This window comes from Pedobacter sp. Leaf216 (assembly GCF_001421515.1).
In the GTDB taxonomy this organism is placed as follows: Bacteria; Bacteroidota; Bacteroidia; order Sphingobacteriales; family Sphingobacteriaceae; genus Pedobacter.
Genome location: NZ_LMKM01000023.1, coordinates 168,573 through 187,303, shown reverse-complemented (window position 1 = coordinate 187,303; position 18,731 = coordinate 168,573). Strand labels below are relative to the sequence as shown.

The following is an 18,731-nucleotide window of genomic DNA, read 5'->3' as shown; positions in this document are numbered from 1 at the left end:
CCTATAGACAAAAACGCTTTAAACATACAGTTTAAAGCGTTTTGATGTATTTTGATTATACACTGGCGGAGAGTGGGGGATTCGAACCCGCGGACCCTTTGACAAGTCAACAGTTTTCAAGACTGCCGCAATCGACCACTCTGCCAACTCTCCGCCGCAAAAGTACAAACTTGAAGCAAATCTGCAAATGATTTCCAAAGAAATATTTTAAAAGATATGCTAAGTGTTGTTTATCATTAAGTTAGCGCATGAAAGAAAATAAAAAAAAGCAGATAAATAGCTTAAATGTGCCAATTATCTGCTTTATAATGAGTGTGAAATTATGTTAAAGCGCCTGATTTGGGTAAATTTTATCGCGATCTACAGATAATATACCGTTTCCTTCTATAACAAAACAAACTAAACCCACCAATACCGAAACCGAAAACCAGAATTCTGAATAAGGCTTAAAAATACCACCAGAAATATTGATAAAGAAAACTGCGCCAATGAGTATCGGTAAATTAACCAAACAGAATGTGCGGGTATGTGTGCCTAAAGTAATGGCAAGTCCACCTATAACATGCAGTACAATAATGAGGTGCGCCAGTAAACTAATGCTCACAGCGGTACCTAAAAAGGCTCCCCTCATTAAATTGCTGAAAGCTTGCATATTGATGTAAAAATCAATACCCTTCCACATTAATATAAGGCCTAATAAGATTCTAAAATAGTCTAACCATTTTGGGTGATGCTGATCACCCCAAATTTGGATTTTCTTAAGCATGTTCATAACTTCTATATTTTGGTTATGACAATTTACATAAAAATAAATAGAATAACAATGGTTAACTATTTGATTTTTAAGGCTTTTTTTTCTCTGCCGTTTTGCTGTGTAAATAATCAGTAGGCGACATTCCAAACTGTTTGGCAAAGTTTCTGCCGAAATGTGATTGAGAGCTATAACCAACTATTTCCGAGATCTCGTATATTTTCAATAATCCCTCATTTAGATATGCTGCGGCTTTTTTTAAACGGGCAAGGTTAATCAGTTCGTTAGGACTTAAGTTGGAGATGGATTTAATTTTTCGGTACAGCGTAGGGCGGCTCATGTTCATCTTTTCGGCCAGGTGTTCTACATCCAAACTCTGGTTGCTGATGTTTTTATTGATCGTATCCTGAAGCTTCTCCAAAAATACCTCATCAGCCTTGGAGTAAGCAATACTTTTGATGTGCAATAGCGGAGAACTCGAGAAATATTCTTTAATCTTGTTCCTGTTTTTAATCAGACTGGAAATCTGAACCTGCAGAAATGCTGGTGAAAAAGGTTTCTCAACATAAACATCAGCACCCAGTTCCAAACCCTCAATTTTTGATTGCAATGAGTTTTTTGCCGTAAGTAAAATCACAGGGATGTGGCTAAATTCTAACGTCGATTTAATTTTTGCACAGAACTCAAAACCATCCATCTCCGGCATCATTACATCGCTGATGATAAGCTGAACAATCTCGTGCTCCAAAACTTTCAAAGCTTCCACACCGTTACGGGCCTGCAATACATGGTATTTTTCTTCCAGGTCATCCGATATAAAATCAAGAATGTCCTCATTGTCATCTACTAAAAGCACTACAGCTTTATCTGCTTCCTGAGGATATTTTATCGCGTGCGTACCTACAATTTCTTCCATTTTCCGTTCAGGTTAAATTCAATAAGTTGATGGATGGGCAGTTCCAATACAAATATATTAAAATCGTTGTGATTAAAATCCAGGTAAAGTTCACCACTGTGTAGCTGCGCGAGCGATTTGGAAATTGATAGTCCGATACCAGTACCCCTGGTGATTTCAGTTTCCTTGGCCCTGAAAAACGGTTCGAAAATTTTGTTCTGTATTTCTTTTGGAATCTTATGGCCATCGTTCATAACAGTCACCCTGAATTTATCTTCCCCAGCGGTTTGTTCAAGCTTAATTTCGACAGTTGTTTTGCCGTATTTAATGGCATTATCAATCAAATTGCTGATAATTTTATAAAAAGCTTCCACATCAATATAGGCTGAAAAGGCTTTTTCAGGTAAGTTGATCAGGTAATTGACTGTGCGCTGTTCGGCAGCTGGTTGAAACTGTAAATATACATCCTTCAAAATCTCAGTAATGTCCGCCTTAACAAAATTCAAAGAGAAATCGCTGGTTTCTGTTTTTCTGAAATCCAATAACTGATTGGTCAGCTTTAATAACCTGTCGGTGTTACGCCCCATAATGCGGAGGTTTTTTTCAATTGCAGGAATGGCATCGGCCTGTTTAATCAACTTTTCCATCGGGCCGATAATCAACGTTAACGGCGTTCTGATTTCGTGTGCAACATTGGTAAAAAACTCAATCTTCGCCTGGTAAACTTCCTTCTGCTTCTCATGTTCAAAAACCTCCATGCGCCTGCTGTTTTTCAACGCAATTTTTTGATGGTAACGGGATACCAAAAAGAAAATAATTGCACCTGCACTGATGAAATAAATAAAATAGGCAAACGGACTTAAATAAAAGGGCGGACTGATCCTGATCAGTAATTTTACGTTTTTGTTGCTCCAGGTATTGCTTCCTTCTACCAGTGCCTTTACCTCAAAAGTATATTTGCCCGGCGCAAGTTTGGTGAAGTAAACCTTTCTGTTGGTTTTTAGATATTCCCAATCTTTATAAAGTCCGCTCATTTTGTAAGCGTATTCTGTCATTTCCGGAGAACGGTAGCTCAGGGCGGCAAAATCGATACTGAAAGATGACTGGTTGTAGTTAAGTTCAATAGTGTCTGCATAAACGATTGATTTATCTGATATGGCATTTGCCCCATTTAAGCCAATTTCGGTGCTGTTCACCTGAAAACCGGTTAAAAAAACAGGGGTTTCATAAGTGGTAGCGGTGAGGTCAGCCGGATTAAAACTGATCAAACCTTTTACACTTCCAAAATAAATGCGGCCATCTTTACCCTGGTAGGCCGAGTTGTAATTAAACTGATCGGTTAGCAATCCGTTGGCTTTGGAGTATGTTTTGCTTAGCGCCGTTGCCGGATCGAAGTGGATTAGCCCGCGGGTACTGCTGATCCAGAACTTATTTGATGCATCTTGTTTAATCCTGAAAAGGTAATTGCTGGGGAAGCCATTTTTAACACCATACCGTTTAAACTGCTGCGTTTTTTTGTCGAACCTGCTCAGTCCGCCACCATCTGTAGTTATCCACATTTGATGTTGCTTATCTTCAAAAATGCTGTTTATCGTATTGTGGCTTAAACTTTTTGCATCACTGGTGCTGTTCCGGAAGTTTACATATCCGGGTTTGGATAAATTAAAGCGGAAAACCCCATCGTTAAAGCTTCCTGCCCAAATATTGCCCTGGCTATCTTCAATAACCGAATCGTAAAAAATAAAAGGAAGACCAGCTATAGGATCAAAATCATCGCGTTTGCGGTTATAGCGGTAAATTCCATTTATGGTGCCTACTAATATCTCTCCCGAACGTGTTTTGCAAAAGGTTACAATAAAGTTGGTGCGTAAAGCATTTCCTACGCCCGCCTGGTAATGTTTAATTACTTTCTCGGTTTTCAGGTCTAACACATCCAGCCCATGTTCAAAAGTACCGATCCAAAGCTTATCTCCATCAACCAGCAAACCATGGATGTTCGAATAGGCAATGCTTCCGGGCCTGCCATCTGGCAGGAAGTGTTTAAACTGCCCGGTTTTGATATCGAGCTTGTTCAGGCCTGCGTCTTCAGTCCCGATCCAGAAATTGCCAGCCAGGTCTCTGGTAATTTCCCTTACATCACTTCCGCTAATGGAATTCGTACCTTTTTGCGGAAAGTATTTGGTAAACAACGATGTATGGCTCGAGTAATAATTTACGCCACCAAAATAAGTACCCGTCCAAACGCCCCCCTCACGATCCTGGCAAATCGAATAAATGGCATTGTCGCTTAAGGAGTAATCATTGTTATATTGTTTCTGGATGTGTGTGATTTTTTCGGTCGAATCGTTATAAATGTAAATCCCCGATTCTGTTGCAATCCAGAATTCATTTAAACCTGTTTTTTTAATATCCCTCACAAAGATCGGCGTCTGGTCGTCGTTCAGTTTTAAAATGTTTTTTGATTGCCGTGTAACAGGGTCAAATAGTTTTACGCCCTGGTTGGTGGTGCCAATTAGCAGTTTGCCGTTCCCGGTTTCGGCAAGTCGTGATACCCAACCATATTCCGGCTTTTTGTTTATCCCATTAATATTGAAACTCTGGAAATTATTTTCTTCAGGATTGTATTTTTCTACCGTTCCCTTCCCGGTACTGATCCATACACTGCCATTTTTTAACACAGTAACCAGCGAAGCATCAAAACGGGCATTGTTGCCAAAAACCTGCATTTTTTTAGTGCTTTTTTGATAAAGGTAGATTTTAAATGAAGATAAAATCCATAAATTTCCCTTCATATCACTGTTCAAATCAATAATACGCATCCCTTCGGTGCCTTTAATTATGCTGAAACTCTCTTTGGATGGATTATACCTGTATACACCATTGTTTGTGCCAACCCACAGCGTTTTATGCTGGTCGTAATGCAGGGCATAAATCAGATCGTTGCCCAAACTGCCTGCCTTATCCGGATCGTGGCGGTAAGTTTTAAAAGCGTAACCATCAAAGCGGTTAAGGCCATCCTTCGTACCGAACCACATAAAACCATCTCCATCCTGTACACTGCAAAATGCAGTATTGTTAGAAAGTCCGTTTTCTACCTGGTAATGCCTGAAATAATAAGGCTGAGCCAGCAGCAGGTTGGCTGAGAAAGTTAAACATAAAAGGATGAGGAGTTTTTTCAATTTATATTGGTCAGCAGCTTCAAATATATTAAAGAAATGCTTTGCTTTTAACTCAAATTGAATTTGAGAGGATAAGTGGAAAGATTGAGACAGATGAATTTTGTGCTCCAGGGCAAATTCTATTATTTGTGCCTTACTAACCGGTATAAACCAATCGTGAGAAACTTAAGGCCAATAATTTTATCCATTCTGCTATTGTTAACTGTTAACACTTATGCACAACAACTGCGGCTTGCACCATCACCCCTATACCGCGATCCGATTTATGATGGCGCTGCAGACCCTGTTATTGTATACAACCATGCCGAAAAAAGTTGGTGGATGCTTTACACGCAGCGCAGGGCAAACGCACAAACCAATGATGTAGCTTATTGCTACGGTACCAATATCGGTGTGGCCACTACTACTGATAACGGGCAAACTTTTGTGTATAAAGGTGCACTCGATTTAAATTTTGAACCCGGTGTGAATACCTTTTGGGCACCCGATGTAATTTACGAAAAAGGCATTTACCATATGTACCTCGCCTATATTAAAGGCGTACGTAACCATTGGGGAGGCACGGCAAAAATTGCGCATTACACTAGCAAGGATTTATTTAAATGGAAATATAAAGGTTTCATTACCTTAAATTCAGACCATGTGATTGATCCAACCTTATTAAAAATGCCCGACGGGAAATGGCACATGTGGTATAAAGACAGTTCTAAAGGGAGCATAACCATGACAGCCGAAAGCAAGGATCTTCAACATTGGGTAGCACAGGCAGAGCCGGCCATAGGTGGTGCCCCGCACGAGGGTGCAAAAGCTTTTTTCTTTAACAACTTTTATTGGATGATTACCGATGAATGGCACGGCCAACGGGTTTACCGCTCAAAAGATGGCGAAAGCTGGGAGAAGCAGGGGATGGTTTTGGATGTGCCCGGGCATAGGGCTGAAGATACCCCAACCGGTGCCCATGCCGATGTACAGGTAGTTGGGGGTAAAGCCTATATTTTTTACTTTACCCATCCCGGACGCAAAACCCATTTCGAAGGCAGGTTGGATCAGGATTACACCTTTTCATATTCAAATAAACGCACATCTATCCACGTTGCAGAACTGGAGTTTAAAGATGGAACGCTGGTATGCGACCGGGATAAACCTTTTGATTTTTACCTGAGCCAGCCTTAAATATTACCTTCCTACCCAGAGAGGTGCCCGCAAAATGAGTTTTTTTGAAGATTACTTACTTTGATTTGCCGCTGCCCACGACAGGAAGGTTTTAAAGTGAAATGCATAAAATTTGTCATTGCTAGGCAGGGGAAGAGCGAGCCGTAGCAATCTTTCACTAGCATTTCAACTACGCTCGTCCTTTCCCGCGCATGCGGGAATCGTAATGCACTCGCTATTTTTGTCCTTTGTTATGATTCGCTTAGACTTCTCCGCTACGTTTCATTTCGCACAATATGACACAACACAAAATATTATCTGTGCCCATCTGTGGTAAAAAACCAAAGAAACCTCCTTCAACTCCGCAAAATATGACACAACACAAAACATTATTAGTGTTTATCTCTACCCATCTGTGGTAAAAAACCAAAGAAATACCGCGCTTCCTCCAGCTGCAAATCGAGACAAATTGAAGAAATATTGATACAAATGCGTATCCCGTGCTACAGCGAAAAACCGAATCTTTGACAAGAATTAAATCGAACTAAAACCATTTACTTCTAGTAACTAACCAAATATCTAACCCATATGAAAAGAAGTTTATTCTCTTACGGCGGCTTTGTACGCCTGGATAGGTACCTGCTTCAAAAAATATTTTTGAAACACAAGGTCCTCACTGCTATTTTTACTTCAATTACCTTAATCTTGCTTTCATTTCAGCTCAGTGCACAAGCGCAAACTACCGTTACCGGAACAGTTACCGATGAAAAAGGGGAGACCGTTGTTGGTGCCAGTATTAAAATTAAAGGTACAAGCACGGGTGCTACTACAGATGGAGATGGAAAATTTAAAATCCAGGTAAGCGATAAAAACGCCACACTGATTTTTATTTACGTCGGCTACGCCAATCAGGAAGTTGCAATTGCTGGTCGCACGCAAATCAACGTTAAACTTAAACCTTCTGATAACGACCTTTCGGAAGTTGTTGTTGTAGGTTACAACACGCAGAAAAAGGAAGCCATTACGGGGGCCATTTCTTCCATTAGCAGTAAAGATCTCGAAAAAGTGCATGGAGGCTCTACAGTAAGTACAGGCCTCGCGGGCAAATTGCCTGGGGTTTCGTTCAGAATGCCCGATGGCAGACCAGGATCAAGCGCCAATATCCAGATCCGTAACATGGGCAACCCGTTATATGTTATTGATGGAATACAGCAGGATGCAGGCCAGTTTAATAACATATCACCAAACGATATTGAAACAATTAGCGTGCTTAAAGATGCCTCGGCAGCTATTTATGGTAGCAGGGCAGCAAATGGCGTAATATTGGTAACCACCAAGAGGGGTAAAAACAGTACGCGTAATACCTTTAGCGTAGATGCTTACACAGGATGGCAAAATTGGGTACGTTTTCCTGAAACCACCGATGCTTATACCTGGATGTTAGGCAAAGCCACCGCCGAATTGAATGCCAATGGCAGAACTGACATTACCCAGGCAGAACTGGATAAATGGAAAGCCGGTACGGAATACGGCTACCAGAGTCAAAACTGGAAAGATATTATTATTGCACCAAATGCACCGCAAAGCTCCGTTAATTTAAGTGCATCAGGAGGTACCGATAAAGTAAATTATTATTTTTCTGCCACCCGATTAGATCAAAAAGGTGTTTATGGAACCGCACGCGAATTCGATTTTAACAGAACCAATATTCAAAGTAATATCGAAGCAAAAATAACCGACCGTTTTAAAGTTGGTATGCTCATTAACGGCCGTATCGAAAGTCGCGACCAGCCAGGTGTACCAGGTGGAGATGATTATTTCGCCGCCCGTTTCGCCTTATTAAGAAACAGACCAACAGAGCAGGCTTATGCCAATGGCAACCCAAATTACCCTAACGATATCGGCCACAATACCGAACAGTTTGCCGTGCAGAGTAAAGCACTTACCGGATACTGGAGATCAGATTGGCGCGTACTCCAAACCAATTTATCTGCAAGTTACGATACACCAATAAAAGGATTGGAAATCAAAGGATTGTATTCTTATTACATAGCCGATAACGTAATTAACGGGCATGAGTATACCTATAATGTATATACCTACCATCCCGAAACAGGTGTTTACGAAGAAAAAGTGGGCAGCTCCAATCCGTACCGTGAGCGTAGAAATGAGAAAATATATACAAATACCTATCAGATACAGGCCAACTATAACCGCACATTTGGCAAACATACCGTAGGTGGGGTTTTGGTAGCCGAGCGTTTAGATCGTTTTAGAACATACACTTTTCAGCATGCCGTACCGCAGACCAATATTTTACCGGTATTGCAGTTTGCCGATATGGATGGACAGGATTTTGCAGATGTACAGGAAGAGCAGGCCCGAATAGGTTATGTAGCCAGGTTAAACTATAACTATGATAACAAATATTACCTGGAACTTTCAGGCCGTAGAGATGCCTCATGGAAATTTGCACCTGACAGACGGGTTGGCTATTTTCCATCTGCTTCCATCGGATGGAGAATTACCCAGGAGAAATTTATCAAATCACTTTTAGGTGAGAGCAACATCTTAAACGATTTAAAACTCCGTGCATCTTACGGTGTATTGGGTGATGATGATCTTCCTATTGATCCGTTTGCCTATATTCCAGGTTACAGGTACAACCAGGGAACAGTTATTCTGGATGGCAAAAACATTACCACCTCACGTGATTTAGGCCCGATTATAAATAACCTGAGCTGGTTTAAAAGCAAAATAACCGATATCGGATTAGACTTTTCGATGTTCGGAAGCAAGCTTTCCGGTACGGCAGATTATTTTTATAGAAAACGTACAGGGTTATTTGCCATTAAAAATGATGTTCAGGTACCTGTAGAACTGGGGTATCCACAAAACCCTGAAAACCTGAACAGCGATGCACAGTTTGGAGGTGAGTTTGCCTTAAACTACAGAGATAAAATCGGCGAATTTAACTACAACGTTGGCGGAAATTTTTCCATTAGCAGAAAAAAGATGATCGATGTTTATAAACCACGCTTTGGTAACTCATGGGAAAATTACAGGAACAATAGCACCAATAGATACACCGATATCTTCTGGGGTTATGAAGTAACCGGCCAGTTTCAGAGCATTGATGAAATCAACAATTACAAAGTGAACATTGATGGTAAAGGTAACCGCTCTTTACTCCCTGGTGATTTAATTTACAAAGATCAGAATGGTGATGGCAGGATTGACGGATTTGATGAAAGACCTATCGGTTATACCACGCAAGGTCAGCCCAATATCGGTTTCGGTTTTACTATAGGCGGTTCTTACAAAAACTTCGATTTTACAGCAGATTTCTCAGGCGGTGCATTGTACTCATGGAACCAAAACTGGGAACAACGCTGGGCATTCCAAAATACAGGTGCTTTATTACAGAATTTTGCTGATGACAGCTGGCACCGTACCGATCCTTTTAACCTGAACAGCCCTTGGGTGGCAGGTAAATACCCTGCGCTTAGGTTTAATGATGCAACACATAGCGATTACAACAAAAACTCTACCTTCTGGATGCATAATGTACGTTATCTGCGTGCCCGTACACTCGAAATTGGTTATACCATCCCTAAAAGCTGGGCTGAAAAAATCAAGATCCAGAATGCCAGGGTATATGTAAACGGATACAACTTATTCTCTATCGATAACTTAAAAGATTATGGCGTTGACCCTGAAATTGCTGATGACAATGGATTACAGTACCCACAAAATAAGTTCTTCAATATCGGTCTTAAACTAACACTGTAACATGAAAAAGACTAATCAAATGAAAAAAATAATATACGCATTTGCTGCCATTGCATGTTTAAGTTTTGCGCAGTCGTGTAAAAAAGATTCTGAGTTTTTAGATAAAAAACCCACCAGTACTTTACCTATTGATGCGGTATGGAAAGATCCAAACCTGGTATTAACTGTTCTTGGCGATTTATACGATAGTTATCCAGATTTTCAACGCATCGAATCATGGTGGTTATATGCCGATTTTGATGAAGGCTTTGCTTCAGCCGGAGGGGACTATTTCCGCCATCAGAATTTGGAATACGGGTACGACGCGTGGCGGTACTGGGATATGGATGTTTATAAACTGGTTAATAACCTAAACCTGTTTATAAAACGCGGGCAGGAATCTACACAATTGAAAGCTGAAGACCGCGACCGTTTCCTGGCCGAAGCAAGATTTATCCGGGCCGGCGTTTACTTCGAAATGGTAAAAAGAATGGGCGGTGTGCCGTTAATTACCATCCCCTTGGTATACGATTACAGTGGCGATCCGACCTACCTGCAATACCCAAGGGCAAAAGAAGCAGAAGTTTACGATTTTGTAATTGCTGAGCTCGAAGCCGTAAAAAATATTTTGCCCGATAATGCAACCGTACAAAGCAGGGCTACAAAAGCAGCAGCTTTGGCTATGGAGTCCAGAGCAGCCTTGTATGCCGGTGCTATCGCCAAATACAGCAATTCGCAGTTGACGCTTCCAGGTGGCGAAGTTGGCATTTCATCCGCTTTGGCAAATGGTTATTATACCAAAGCACTAAATGCCGCCAAAGAAATTATCGATGGCGGTAAGTATTCCCTTTATAAAAAGAATCCAAATCTATCCGAAAACTTTGCAGCACTTTTTACCGATAAAGGCAGTAACCCGGAAGTAATTTTTGCCAAAGATTTTAAATTGAAAACCAATAAGGTTCATGGCTTTACCATCGATAACCAGCCCCGTTCTTCGGCCGAAGAGGCACAGGGAGGGCGCTTAAACCCATCATTGAACCTGGTGCAGTCGTTCGAAAAGTTAGACAATACCTATGCTTCCCTTGCCTCGGTAGATGCAGGCGGAAACCCGGTTTATTATACCAATGTTACCGATATTTTTGCAGGCCGCGACGCGCGTTTGGCCGGTACTGTTATCCTTCCCGGAACACAGTTTAAAGGCAAAATAGTAGATATTTGGGCAGGTTATCAATTGGCCAATGGTACAATTGTAACTGGAGATAATTTTGCACAAAGCAAAACAAATGTATTGCCAGGCAACCCCGGTACGGTGCAGGTAGTCGGTGGCGATGGCCCTGTAGATGGGCTAGAATTTAGTGCGCAATCAGGTTTTTATGTACGTAAATATTTAGATCCAGCAACAGGCTCGGGGCAAATAGGTACCCGTAGCGATGTATGGTGGGTGCGTTACCGCTATGCCGAAGTATTATTAAATGCTGCAGAAGCAGCTTTCGAACTGGGTGATGCCGCTACAGCAGCCAATTACATTAAACCCGTAAGAGACCGTGCCGGCCTAACCACCGCCTTAACACCTGCTGAAATTACTTTCGACAGGATTGTACATGAGCGTAAAGTAGAGTTCGCTTTTGAAGGGCACGAGCTTTGGGATATGAAACGTTGGAGACTTGCGGATAAAGTATGGAACGGCAGCAACATGTCTGCTGCAGATTTTATCAATGCAACCAATATCGGTAGTGCCACACGCACCAGCACACAAGTGTTTGGTATATGGCCATACAAGTACTATAATCCGGGTAATCCAAACCACTTGAAATACCTTTTTAAAGTGGTTAAACCAAGCAGAGTAACCGCTGCACACCGTTTCCGTATCGGCAATTACTATTCATCAATCGGGCAGGATGTGTTAAACGGAAATCCGAAAATTGTTAGAAACCCTAATCAGTAAATTAACATGAAAAATAGATTTTATTACGTCATCGCCGCAGTTGCGGTACTTTTTTCATCATGTAAAAAAGATAATTACGATGCACCTGAAGCAGATTTTACAGGCAGGATTGTATATAAAGGGGAAGCCATTAATGTAGAGTACGGCCAGGTAAATTTCGAACTCTGGCAATCAGGCTTTGGTAACTATTCCGCTTTAAATGTTAATGTAAATCAGGATGGTAACTATTCCGCTAAATTGTTCGATGGTGATTATAAACTTGTTTTCTCACCCAACCAAGGGCCGTTTCTTTGGAAAAAGAATGCAGCCGGAAGGCAAGATAGCATTGCCGTAAATATCAGCGGAAGCAAAACACTCGATATTGAAGTGATGCCTTATTACATGATCCGCGGCGCAACACTTACTGCAACTGCGGGTAAAGTAAACGGTTTTTGCAGACTGGAGAAAATTATTACCGATGCGAATGCAAAAGATATCGAAAGGGTATCGCTGTACATCAATAAAACACAGTTTGTAGATGGCGGAAACAACCTTGGTGATGGTGCTGTACAGAACATATCCGGTGCAGCAATTGCCGATTTAAACAATTTGAATTTATCGGTTACGATTCCATCAATGACGCCCACGCAAAATTATGTTTTTGCACGGATTGGTGTTAAAATAGCAGGAGTGGAAGATATGATTTTTACCCCTGTGGCGAAAATAAGTTTCTAAAAGAAATTGTCATGTTGAGCCTGCCAAAACGCTTTAATAATAACGATAAGCAAATCTTTCGGCAGGCTCAGGATGACATGCTGTATGATTTAACATCTACATCACTTAAATTATCATATCTTAAGGTTTGCTAACCATTATTATCGGATGAAAACTTTCATTGGTATTTTAGTATACTTATCGATATTTTCAATAAGTCGTTCAGTAAGTGCTCATCCCGCCGGCTACCTGGTAAGCGATACCATTTACCTTGCAGACCCAACAATTTTTGTAGATAAGGGCGTTTATTACCTCTACGGTACCAGCAGCGATAAAGGTTTTTTGGTTTATCGCTCTACAGATCTTAAAAACTGGGGCAAGCCTGCCGGCAAGAACAACGGTTTCGCCTTAACAAAAGGTGATGCTTTTGGCAGTAAAGGTTTTTGGGCACCGCAGGTTTTTAAACGGGGCAATACTTATTTTATGACTTACACCGCCGATGAGCAGATTGCCATTGCCCATAGCCAAAGCCCCCTAGGCCCGTTTATACAGGAAAAAGTAAAAGCCATTTCTGGCATGGGGAAACAGATTGACCCATTCGTATTTACCGATAGCAATGGCAAAAACTACCTCTACCATGTTAAGCTAGATCATGGCAACAGGATATTTGTAACCGAACTAAAGAGTGATTTATCAGATGTGATCCAGGAAACCACCAAGCCCTGTTTATCGGCGACTGAAACCTGGGAAAATACCGCTAAAACAGATTGGCCGGTAACCGAAGGACCAACGGTTTTGAAGAAAGACAATGTGTATTACCTTTTTTATGCTGCAAATGATTTCAGAAACCCGGATTATGCCGTGGGTTATGCAACATCAAAATCGCCAACCGGGCCATGGGTAAAGTATGATAGAAATCCAATCATCAGTAAAAAATGGGTAAATATTAATGGAACGGGCCATGGCGATTTCTTTACCGATAAAAACGGCCGGTTACAATATGTATTTCACACGCATTATTCAAATCAGAAAGTATCGCCAAGGGCCACAGCTATTGTAAAGGCTGCCTTTGTAAAAGATAAAAAAGGGATATATCAAATGCAGATCGATCAAAAAAGTTTCCGGGTTTTAGAAGAAAGCTTGAATGGTTCTCCTTAATGTTAAATTGAATGCATTTGTAGAAATATTGAAACAAAACTAAATCGGTTTACGAAAAGAAATCGCTTATTTTAAAGATTACAGAAAGTAAAAAGCCCGGGTAAAAATGGCAGTAAAATACAATCAATGAAAAAACTAAACCTTAAATGCTTTTTTGTAATGCTGAGCCTGTTTTTTGCAGGCAGATCAATGGCGCAAACCTTCACAAATCCGTTGCTTCCATCAGGTGCTGATCCTTATAGTTATTATAAAGATGGCTATTATTACTATACAAATTCATTGGGCAACAGGGTAGACCTTTGGAAGGCTAAAAGTTTGGAAGGATTGAAAACCGCTGAACGTAAAACCATTTGGAAAGCCCCGACCGGTACAGCATACAGCAAAGAAATCTGGGCACCGGAAGTAATGTTTTTAAGAGGCAAGTGGTATGCTTATTTTGCTGCCGATGATGGCAATAATGATAACCACCGCATGTATGTTCTAGAAAATGCAGCTGCGGATCCTATGAAGGGAGAATGGGTATTTAAAGGGAAAATTGCCGACCCTACAGATAAATGGGCCATTGATGGTGATATAGTCGATTTTAAAGGTCAGTTGTACATGATTTGGTCGGGTTGGGAAGGAGACCGGAACGGAAAACAGGAAATCTATATCGCTAAACTTAAAAACCCATGGACGGTAGATGGCCAACGCTTTAAAATCTCGACACCAAAATTCGATTGGGAAAAGATTGGTGATTTAGGTGGTGGTGCACACGTAGATGTAAATGAAGGGCCTCAGTTTCTGGTACATGGTGACAAAATATTCATCGTTTATTCTGCCAGTGGATGCTGGACGGATTTTTATGCCTTGGGCATGCTATCAGCATCGGTAAAAAGTAATTTGCTTGATCCAAAATCATGGACAAAATCCGAAAAGCCTGTTTTTCAACAATCGCCAAAGGAAGGAGTTTACGCTCCGGGGCATAATTCATTTTTTAAATCACCCGATGGTAAAGAAGATTGGATTTTATACCATGCCAATGATAAACCAGGGCAGGGCTGCGGTGGCTTCCGTTCGCCAAGGGCACAAAAATTTAGCTGGAATGCCGATGGAATACCCAATTTCGGTACACCCGTAAAACCTGGTGAAAGCTTAACCTCACCATCAAAAACAAAATAAAAACTAAACCAGATAAAACCGATATGAGTTTAAAAAATTATGTTCTCCTGGCTGCGCTGAGTTTGAGCGTAAGTTCAGGATTTGCACAAAAAGCCAAAAAAAACACAGAGCCCGCAAAAGTATGGCCGGTAGAAAAAGCCAATGCCTGGTATAAGGAAAACAAATGGCTAACCGGAGCAAACTATATCCCATCTAATGCCATTAATCAATTGGAAATGTGGCAGGCTGATACCTTCTCTCCCGATTTAATAGATAAAGAGCTCGGATGGGCAGAAGGGATTGGTTTTAATACGCTGCGTGTATTTTTGTTCAGTAAAGCCTGGAGCCAGGACCCTGAAGGTTTTAAAAAACGAATGGATCAGTTTTTAACCATTACCCAAAAACACGGCATTAAACCAATGTTTGTTTTCTTTGATGATTGCTGGAACAAAACTTCGGCTATCGGCAAACAGCCAGAGCCCAAAACAGGTATCCACAATTCGGGTTGGTTGCAAGATCCTGGCGACCCTGCTTTTAAAGAAGAAGCCAACTTTCCTGAACTCGAAAAATATGTAAAAGATGTGCTTGGCCATTTTGCGCATGATAAAAGAATCCTTCTTTGGGATTTGTACAATGAGCCGGGTAATAGTGGCAAACTTGATGCAACCATTCCTTTGTTAACTAAAACCATCAGTTGGGCACGTTCCGTAAATCCCGATCAGCCAATTTCTATCGGCTTGTGGAGCTGGGGTTTCGAAAAGCTTAATGAAATACAGTTGGCCAACTCTGATATTGTTACCTACCACAACTATGAAGCACCAGATTGGCACCAGCGTACGATAGATTTGTTAAAAGCCAGTGGAAGGCCATTAATCTGTACCGAATACATGGCGCGCTCACGCAATAGCCGCTTTGCCAACATTTTGCCAATGCTTAAAAATGAAAATGTTGGAGCCATTAACTGGGGCTTTGCTGCCGGTAAAACCAATACCAAATATGCCTGGGATACGCCATTGGCCGATGGTTCTGAACCAATCGAATGGTTTCATGAAATCTTCCAGCCAGATGGAACACCATACCGCCAGGATGAAGTTAACCTGATTAAAAAACTCAACAACAAATAAACCCGATTCCAGGTCGGCGTAAGCCGGCCTTTACACACAAATTTAAACCAATGAATAAAAAAGTATCCATCCTTTTCTCGCTGCTAGGGCTTTCGCTTACACTTTCCGCTCAGCAACAAGATAAATCATGGTCTATGGTCAAAGGCAAAATCTCTTCACCATGGGCGCAGGATGTAAATCCGAAAAATGTTCTTCCTGAGTATCCACGCCCTCAGCTCGAGCGCACTGGCAACTGGAAAAACCTAAACGGACTCTGGGATTATGCCATTTCTGAAAAATCGCAGAAACCAGCCATCAACCAGGGCAAAATTTTGGTTCCCTTTGCCGTAGAATCTTCACTCTCTGGAGTTGGTAAAACAGTAGGTAAAGACAGTTTGCTTTGGTATAAAACCAGCTTTACAGTACCATCTAACATGAAAGGCAAGGAAATTTTGCTTCATTTTGGCGCGGTAGACTGGAGAAGTACGGTAACCATAAATGGTAAAGAAGTGGGTAAACACGAGGGTGGTTTTGATCCTTTTAGTTTCAATATTACGCCGTTTTTAAATAAAAGCGGCAATCAAACGCTTACTGTCGAAGTTTGGGACCCTACAGATGATGGCCCGCAGCCAAGAGGTAAACAGGTTAAAAAGCCCGAAGGGATCTGGTACACGCCTGTTACAGGCATTTGGCAAACCGTGTGGATTGAGGCCGTAAATAAAGCGCACATCGATCACATTAGAATTACACCCGATATTGATCAGCAGTCGGTAGCCGTTACGCCTGTTTTAAGTGGCGCAGTTACAGGTGATCAGGTTAAAGTTTCTGCCTGGGATGGGACTACAAAAGTTGCAGAGCAAACCGGTAATGGAACAGATGCAATAAGTTTAAAAATTGCCAATCCTAAACTTTGGAACCCGAAAAGCCCATTCTTATACGACCTTAAGGTTGAGCTGATTGCTAAGAATAAAAAAGTGGATGAAGTTAAAAGTTACTTCGCCATGCGCAAAACCTCGATGGGTAAAGATGAAAAAGGCATTCAGCGGATGTTGTTAAACAATGAATTTGTTTTTCAATACGGCCCTTTGGATCAGGGATGGTGGCCCGATGGGCTTTATACCGCACCAACAGATGCTGCATTAAAATTTGATGTGGATAAAACCAAAAAAATGGGTTTCAACATGATCAGAAAGCACATTAAGGTAGAGCCTGCACGTTGGTATTACTATTGCGATAAAGCAGGGATGCTGGTTTGGCAGGATATGCCGAGTGGCGACCTAGGTAACGGTTGGGAAAACCGCCCTGGTGTTTTAGACCACGGATCGGACCAGAATAGAAGCGCAGCCTCTGAGGGGTATTATAAAAAAGAATGGAATGCCATTATTGATGCCCTTTACAATGTACCTTCTATTGTAGTTTGGACTCCTTTTAACGAAGCATGGGGTCAGTTCAAAACGGTAGAAATTGCAAAATGGACAAAAGAGAAAGATCCTTCAAGGTTGGTAAATACAGCCAGTGGAGGTAACTTCCATCCGGTAGGCGATATTATCGATTTACACAACTATCCACATCCGGCAATGCCTAGTCCAGATTATTTCGGAAAAGATTACGCACTTGTACTGGGTGAATTTGGAGGCCTGGGCCTACCAATTGATGGCCATGTGTGGCAACAAAAAAACAACTGGGGTTACCAGAGCTTTAAAAACAAAACCGATCTTTTTAATAAATATGCGGAGTTTACCAAACGTTTGGAACAATTAATTCCATTGGGGCTTTCGGCAGGTGTTTATACTCAAACTACCGATGTGGAAGTAGAAACAAATGGCTTGATGACTTATGACAGGAAAGACATCAAATTTTCAGAAACACAAATGAAAGCTTTGCACGATAAACTGTATCAGATCAGCGTACCTGTGAAAAAATAATTTCTCATCAAACTTTAAAAAAAGCCGGACTGGTGCAAACCATCCAGCTTTTTTTATTGAAATGGTTTAACTTCCTTTTGTATTCAGCAAATGGAAGTTAATCTTTCCAATCGATTACCTTTAATTCATCTCCAATGGAGATAATACCCGGGTTTTGGTGCAACAGGTTCTGCCCGAACATTATTTTTTTATTTATGGTGCGGTAGCCCGCCAATGTTCTAAGTGGTTCCTGCCCTTTCTCGCCTGTTTGCTGATCGATAGTAATAAGCACGCACCTTGCGCATGGTTTTACTGCAGAAAATAAAGTATCTCCAATATAAAATGTTTTAAAAGTATCTTCAATGTGCGGCCCACCACCGGTAAATACTAAATTTGGACGGAAACGGTCCATAAGAATAGGATCATCAAGTTTTTCATTCAAGCCATCGAGCGATGATTGTCCGATAAGCAGGCATGGATACCCATCTGCAAAGCTTACCACCTGGTTATCAGAAGCATATTTCGGGTCTACCAGTCGCTTTGCTCCCTGTGGCATTTTGACCAGCTTCACTTCGAATTTCAAGAAATCAGAAAACCATTTGCTTACAGCTTTGCTTACTTCGAGCCCTGTTGAGGCATCATCCCAGATAACCACCGAAATCTGTTCACCCATATCTTCATCCAAGGCAAAAGAAATCTCTTTTTCACTTAAAGTTTTATGCGATACAATTAACTTGTCATCAGTGATGTTTACTTTTAGCAGAGCCAGTTCAAAATGCTTGCGTTGGGTAATAAACATGCCTTCTTCATCAACCAGCATCCACCTTCTGTCGTATTGCAGGCCTTTGTCTTCCAGCTGTGCTTTTTTTAGGCTTATGCCTCCTAGTGATTTAATGGGATAAATGTTGATTTCGGAAAGCACAAAATGATTCATGCTTTAAATATAAAAAACACATGCCGAATTATCTGTCAAATGTTTGTGCTAACATTTTTAAAAAAAAGTTTAAGCGTAATTTTTTGTACAACGATATAATCCTTAA

At 41.2% G+C, this 18,731-nt stretch carries 12 protein-coding genes and 1 tRNA gene; 8 read left to right on the top strand and 5 right to left on the bottom strand.

All coding sequences use genetic code 11. The annotated features are described in order from the left end of the window. Positions 1 to 63: 63 nt before the first annotated feature. From ASE74_RS16165 to ASE74_RS16150, 4 genes are all read right to left on the bottom strand, one after another. Positions 64 to 153 (bottom strand) — tRNA-Ser (locus ASE74_RS16165). 172 nt (positions 154 to 325) lie between these two features. After that, positions 326 to 766 carry a DoxX family protein gene (locus tag ASE74_RS16160; protein WP_235526128.1) on the bottom strand — a complete coding sequence of 147 codons (441 nt, stop codon included), beginning with the start codon at positions 764 to 766 and terminating at the stop codon, positions 326 to 328. Positions 767 to 842: 76 nt separating this feature from the next. After that, positions 843 to 1,667 carry a response regulator gene (locus ASE74_RS16155; RefSeq protein ID WP_055911197.1) on the bottom strand — a complete coding sequence of 275 codons (825 nt, stop codon included), beginning with the start codon at positions 1,665 to 1,667 and terminating at the stop codon, positions 843 to 845. Then, positions 1,652 to 4,825, bottom strand: a complete 3,174-nt coding sequence (locus ASE74_RS16150; RefSeq protein WP_055911195.1) for a two-component regulator propeller domain-containing protein — start codon at positions 4,823 to 4,825, stop codon at positions 1,652 to 1,654. The genes ASE74_RS16155 and ASE74_RS16150 overlap by 16 nt, the downstream gene beginning before the upstream one ends. Before the next feature lie 156 nt (positions 4,826 to 4,981). On the opposite strand from ASE74_RS16150, the gene ASE74_RS16145 reads away from it, so the two are divergent. The 8 genes from ASE74_RS16145 to ASE74_RS16110 all read left to right on the top strand — a co-directional run bounded on the left by ASE74_RS16145 (position 4,982) and on the right by ASE74_RS16110 (position 17,712). Continuing rightward, positions 4,982 to 5,998 carry a glycosyl hydrolase gene (locus ASE74_RS16145; protein ID WP_235526127.1) on the top strand — a complete coding sequence of 339 codons (1,017 nt, stop codon included), beginning with the start codon at positions 4,982 to 4,984 and terminating at the stop codon, positions 5,996 to 5,998. A 567-nt stretch (positions 5,999 to 6,565) separates the two neighbouring features. Beyond that, the gene (locus ASE74_RS16140; RefSeq protein WP_055911193.1) at positions 6,566 to 9,769 is read left to right on the top strand and encodes a TonB-dependent receptor; all 3,204 of its coding nucleotides are present in this window, start codon (positions 6,566 to 6,568) and stop codon (positions 9,767 to 9,769) included. A 1-nt stretch (position 9,770) separates the two neighbouring features. Further along, on the top strand, positions 9,771 to 11,693 hold the full coding sequence (locus ASE74_RS16135; protein ID WP_235526126.1) for a RagB/SusD family nutrient uptake outer membrane protein: 1,923 nt from the start codon (positions 9,771 to 9,773) through the stop codon (positions 11,691 to 11,693). A gap of 6 nt (positions 11,694 to 11,699) precedes the next feature. Further along, complete coding sequence (locus tag ASE74_RS16130; RefSeq protein ID WP_055911188.1) at positions 11,700 to 12,407, top strand: DUF3823 domain-containing protein; 708 nt, start codon at positions 11,700 to 11,702, stop codon at positions 12,405 to 12,407. Positions 12,408 to 12,554: 147 nt separating this feature from the next. Continuing rightward, positions 12,555 to 13,544 carry a glycoside hydrolase family 43 protein gene (locus tag ASE74_RS16125; RefSeq protein ID WP_055911186.1) on the top strand — a complete coding sequence of 330 codons (990 nt, stop codon included), beginning with the start codon at positions 12,555 to 12,557 and terminating at the stop codon, positions 13,542 to 13,544. A 126-nt stretch (positions 13,545 to 13,670) separates the two neighbouring features. Then, complete coding sequence (locus ASE74_RS16120; RefSeq protein ID WP_055911184.1) at positions 13,671 to 14,705, top strand: family 43 glycosylhydrolase; 1,035 nt, start codon at positions 13,671 to 13,673, stop codon at positions 14,703 to 14,705. Between the two features lie 23 nt (positions 14,706 to 14,728). Then, entirely contained in the window at positions 14,729 to 15,808 is a 1,080-nt protein-coding gene (locus ASE74_RS16115) for a cellulase family glycosylhydrolase (RefSeq protein ID WP_055911182.1), read from the top strand. Between the two features lie 50 nt (positions 15,809 to 15,858). Beyond that, positions 15,859 to 17,712, top strand: coding sequence for a glycoside hydrolase family 2 protein (locus ASE74_RS16110; RefSeq protein WP_055911180.1), 1,854 nt, complete (start codon positions 15,859 to 15,861; stop codon positions 17,710 to 17,712). Between the two features lie 97 nt (positions 17,713 to 17,809). Here the strand turns inward: ASE74_RS16110 and ASE74_RS16105 are convergent, their stop codons facing one another. Continuing rightward, positions 17,810 to 18,625 (bottom strand): MOSC domain-containing protein, encoded by an 816-nt coding sequence (locus tag ASE74_RS16105; RefSeq protein WP_055911179.1) that lies wholly within the window; start codon positions 18,623 to 18,625, stop codon positions 17,810 to 17,812. Positions 18,626 to 18,731: the final 106 nt, after the last annotated feature.

Coding starts and splice junctions, on each gene's coding strand:
- ASE74_RS16160 (WP_235526128.1), bottom strand. CDS start 766: ATGCTTAAGAAAATCCAAATTTGGGGTGATCAGCATCACCCAAAATGG.
- ASE74_RS16155 (WP_055911197.1), bottom strand. CDS start 1,667: ATGGAAGAAATTGTAGGTACGCACGCGATAAAATATCCTCAGGAAGCA.
- ASE74_RS16140 (WP_055911193.1), top strand. CDS start 6,566: ATGAAAAGAAGTTTATTCTCTTACGGCGGCTTTGTACGCCTGGATAGG.
- ASE74_RS16135 (WP_235526126.1), top strand. CDS start 9,771: ATGAAAAAGACTAATCAAATGAAAAAAATAATATACGCATTTGCTGCC.
- ASE74_RS16130 (WP_055911188.1), top strand. CDS start 11,700: ATGAAAAATAGATTTTATTACGTCATCGCCGCAGTTGCGGTACTTTTT.
- ASE74_RS16125 (WP_055911186.1), top strand. CDS start 12,555: ATGAAAACTTTCATTGGTATTTTAGTATACTTATCGATATTTTCAATA.
- ASE74_RS16120 (WP_055911184.1), top strand. CDS start 13,671: ATGAAAAAACTAAACCTTAAATGCTTTTTTGTAATGCTGAGCCTGTTT.
- ASE74_RS16115 (WP_055911182.1), top strand. CDS start 14,729: ATGAGTTTAAAAAATTATGTTCTCCTGGCTGCGCTGAGTTTGAGCGTA.
- ASE74_RS16110 (WP_055911180.1), top strand. CDS start 15,859: ATGAATAAAAAAGTATCCATCCTTTTCTCGCTGCTAGGGCTTTCGCTT.
- ASE74_RS16105 (WP_055911179.1), bottom strand. CDS start 18,625: ATGAATCATTTTGTGCTTTCCGAAATCAACATTTATCCCATTAAATCA.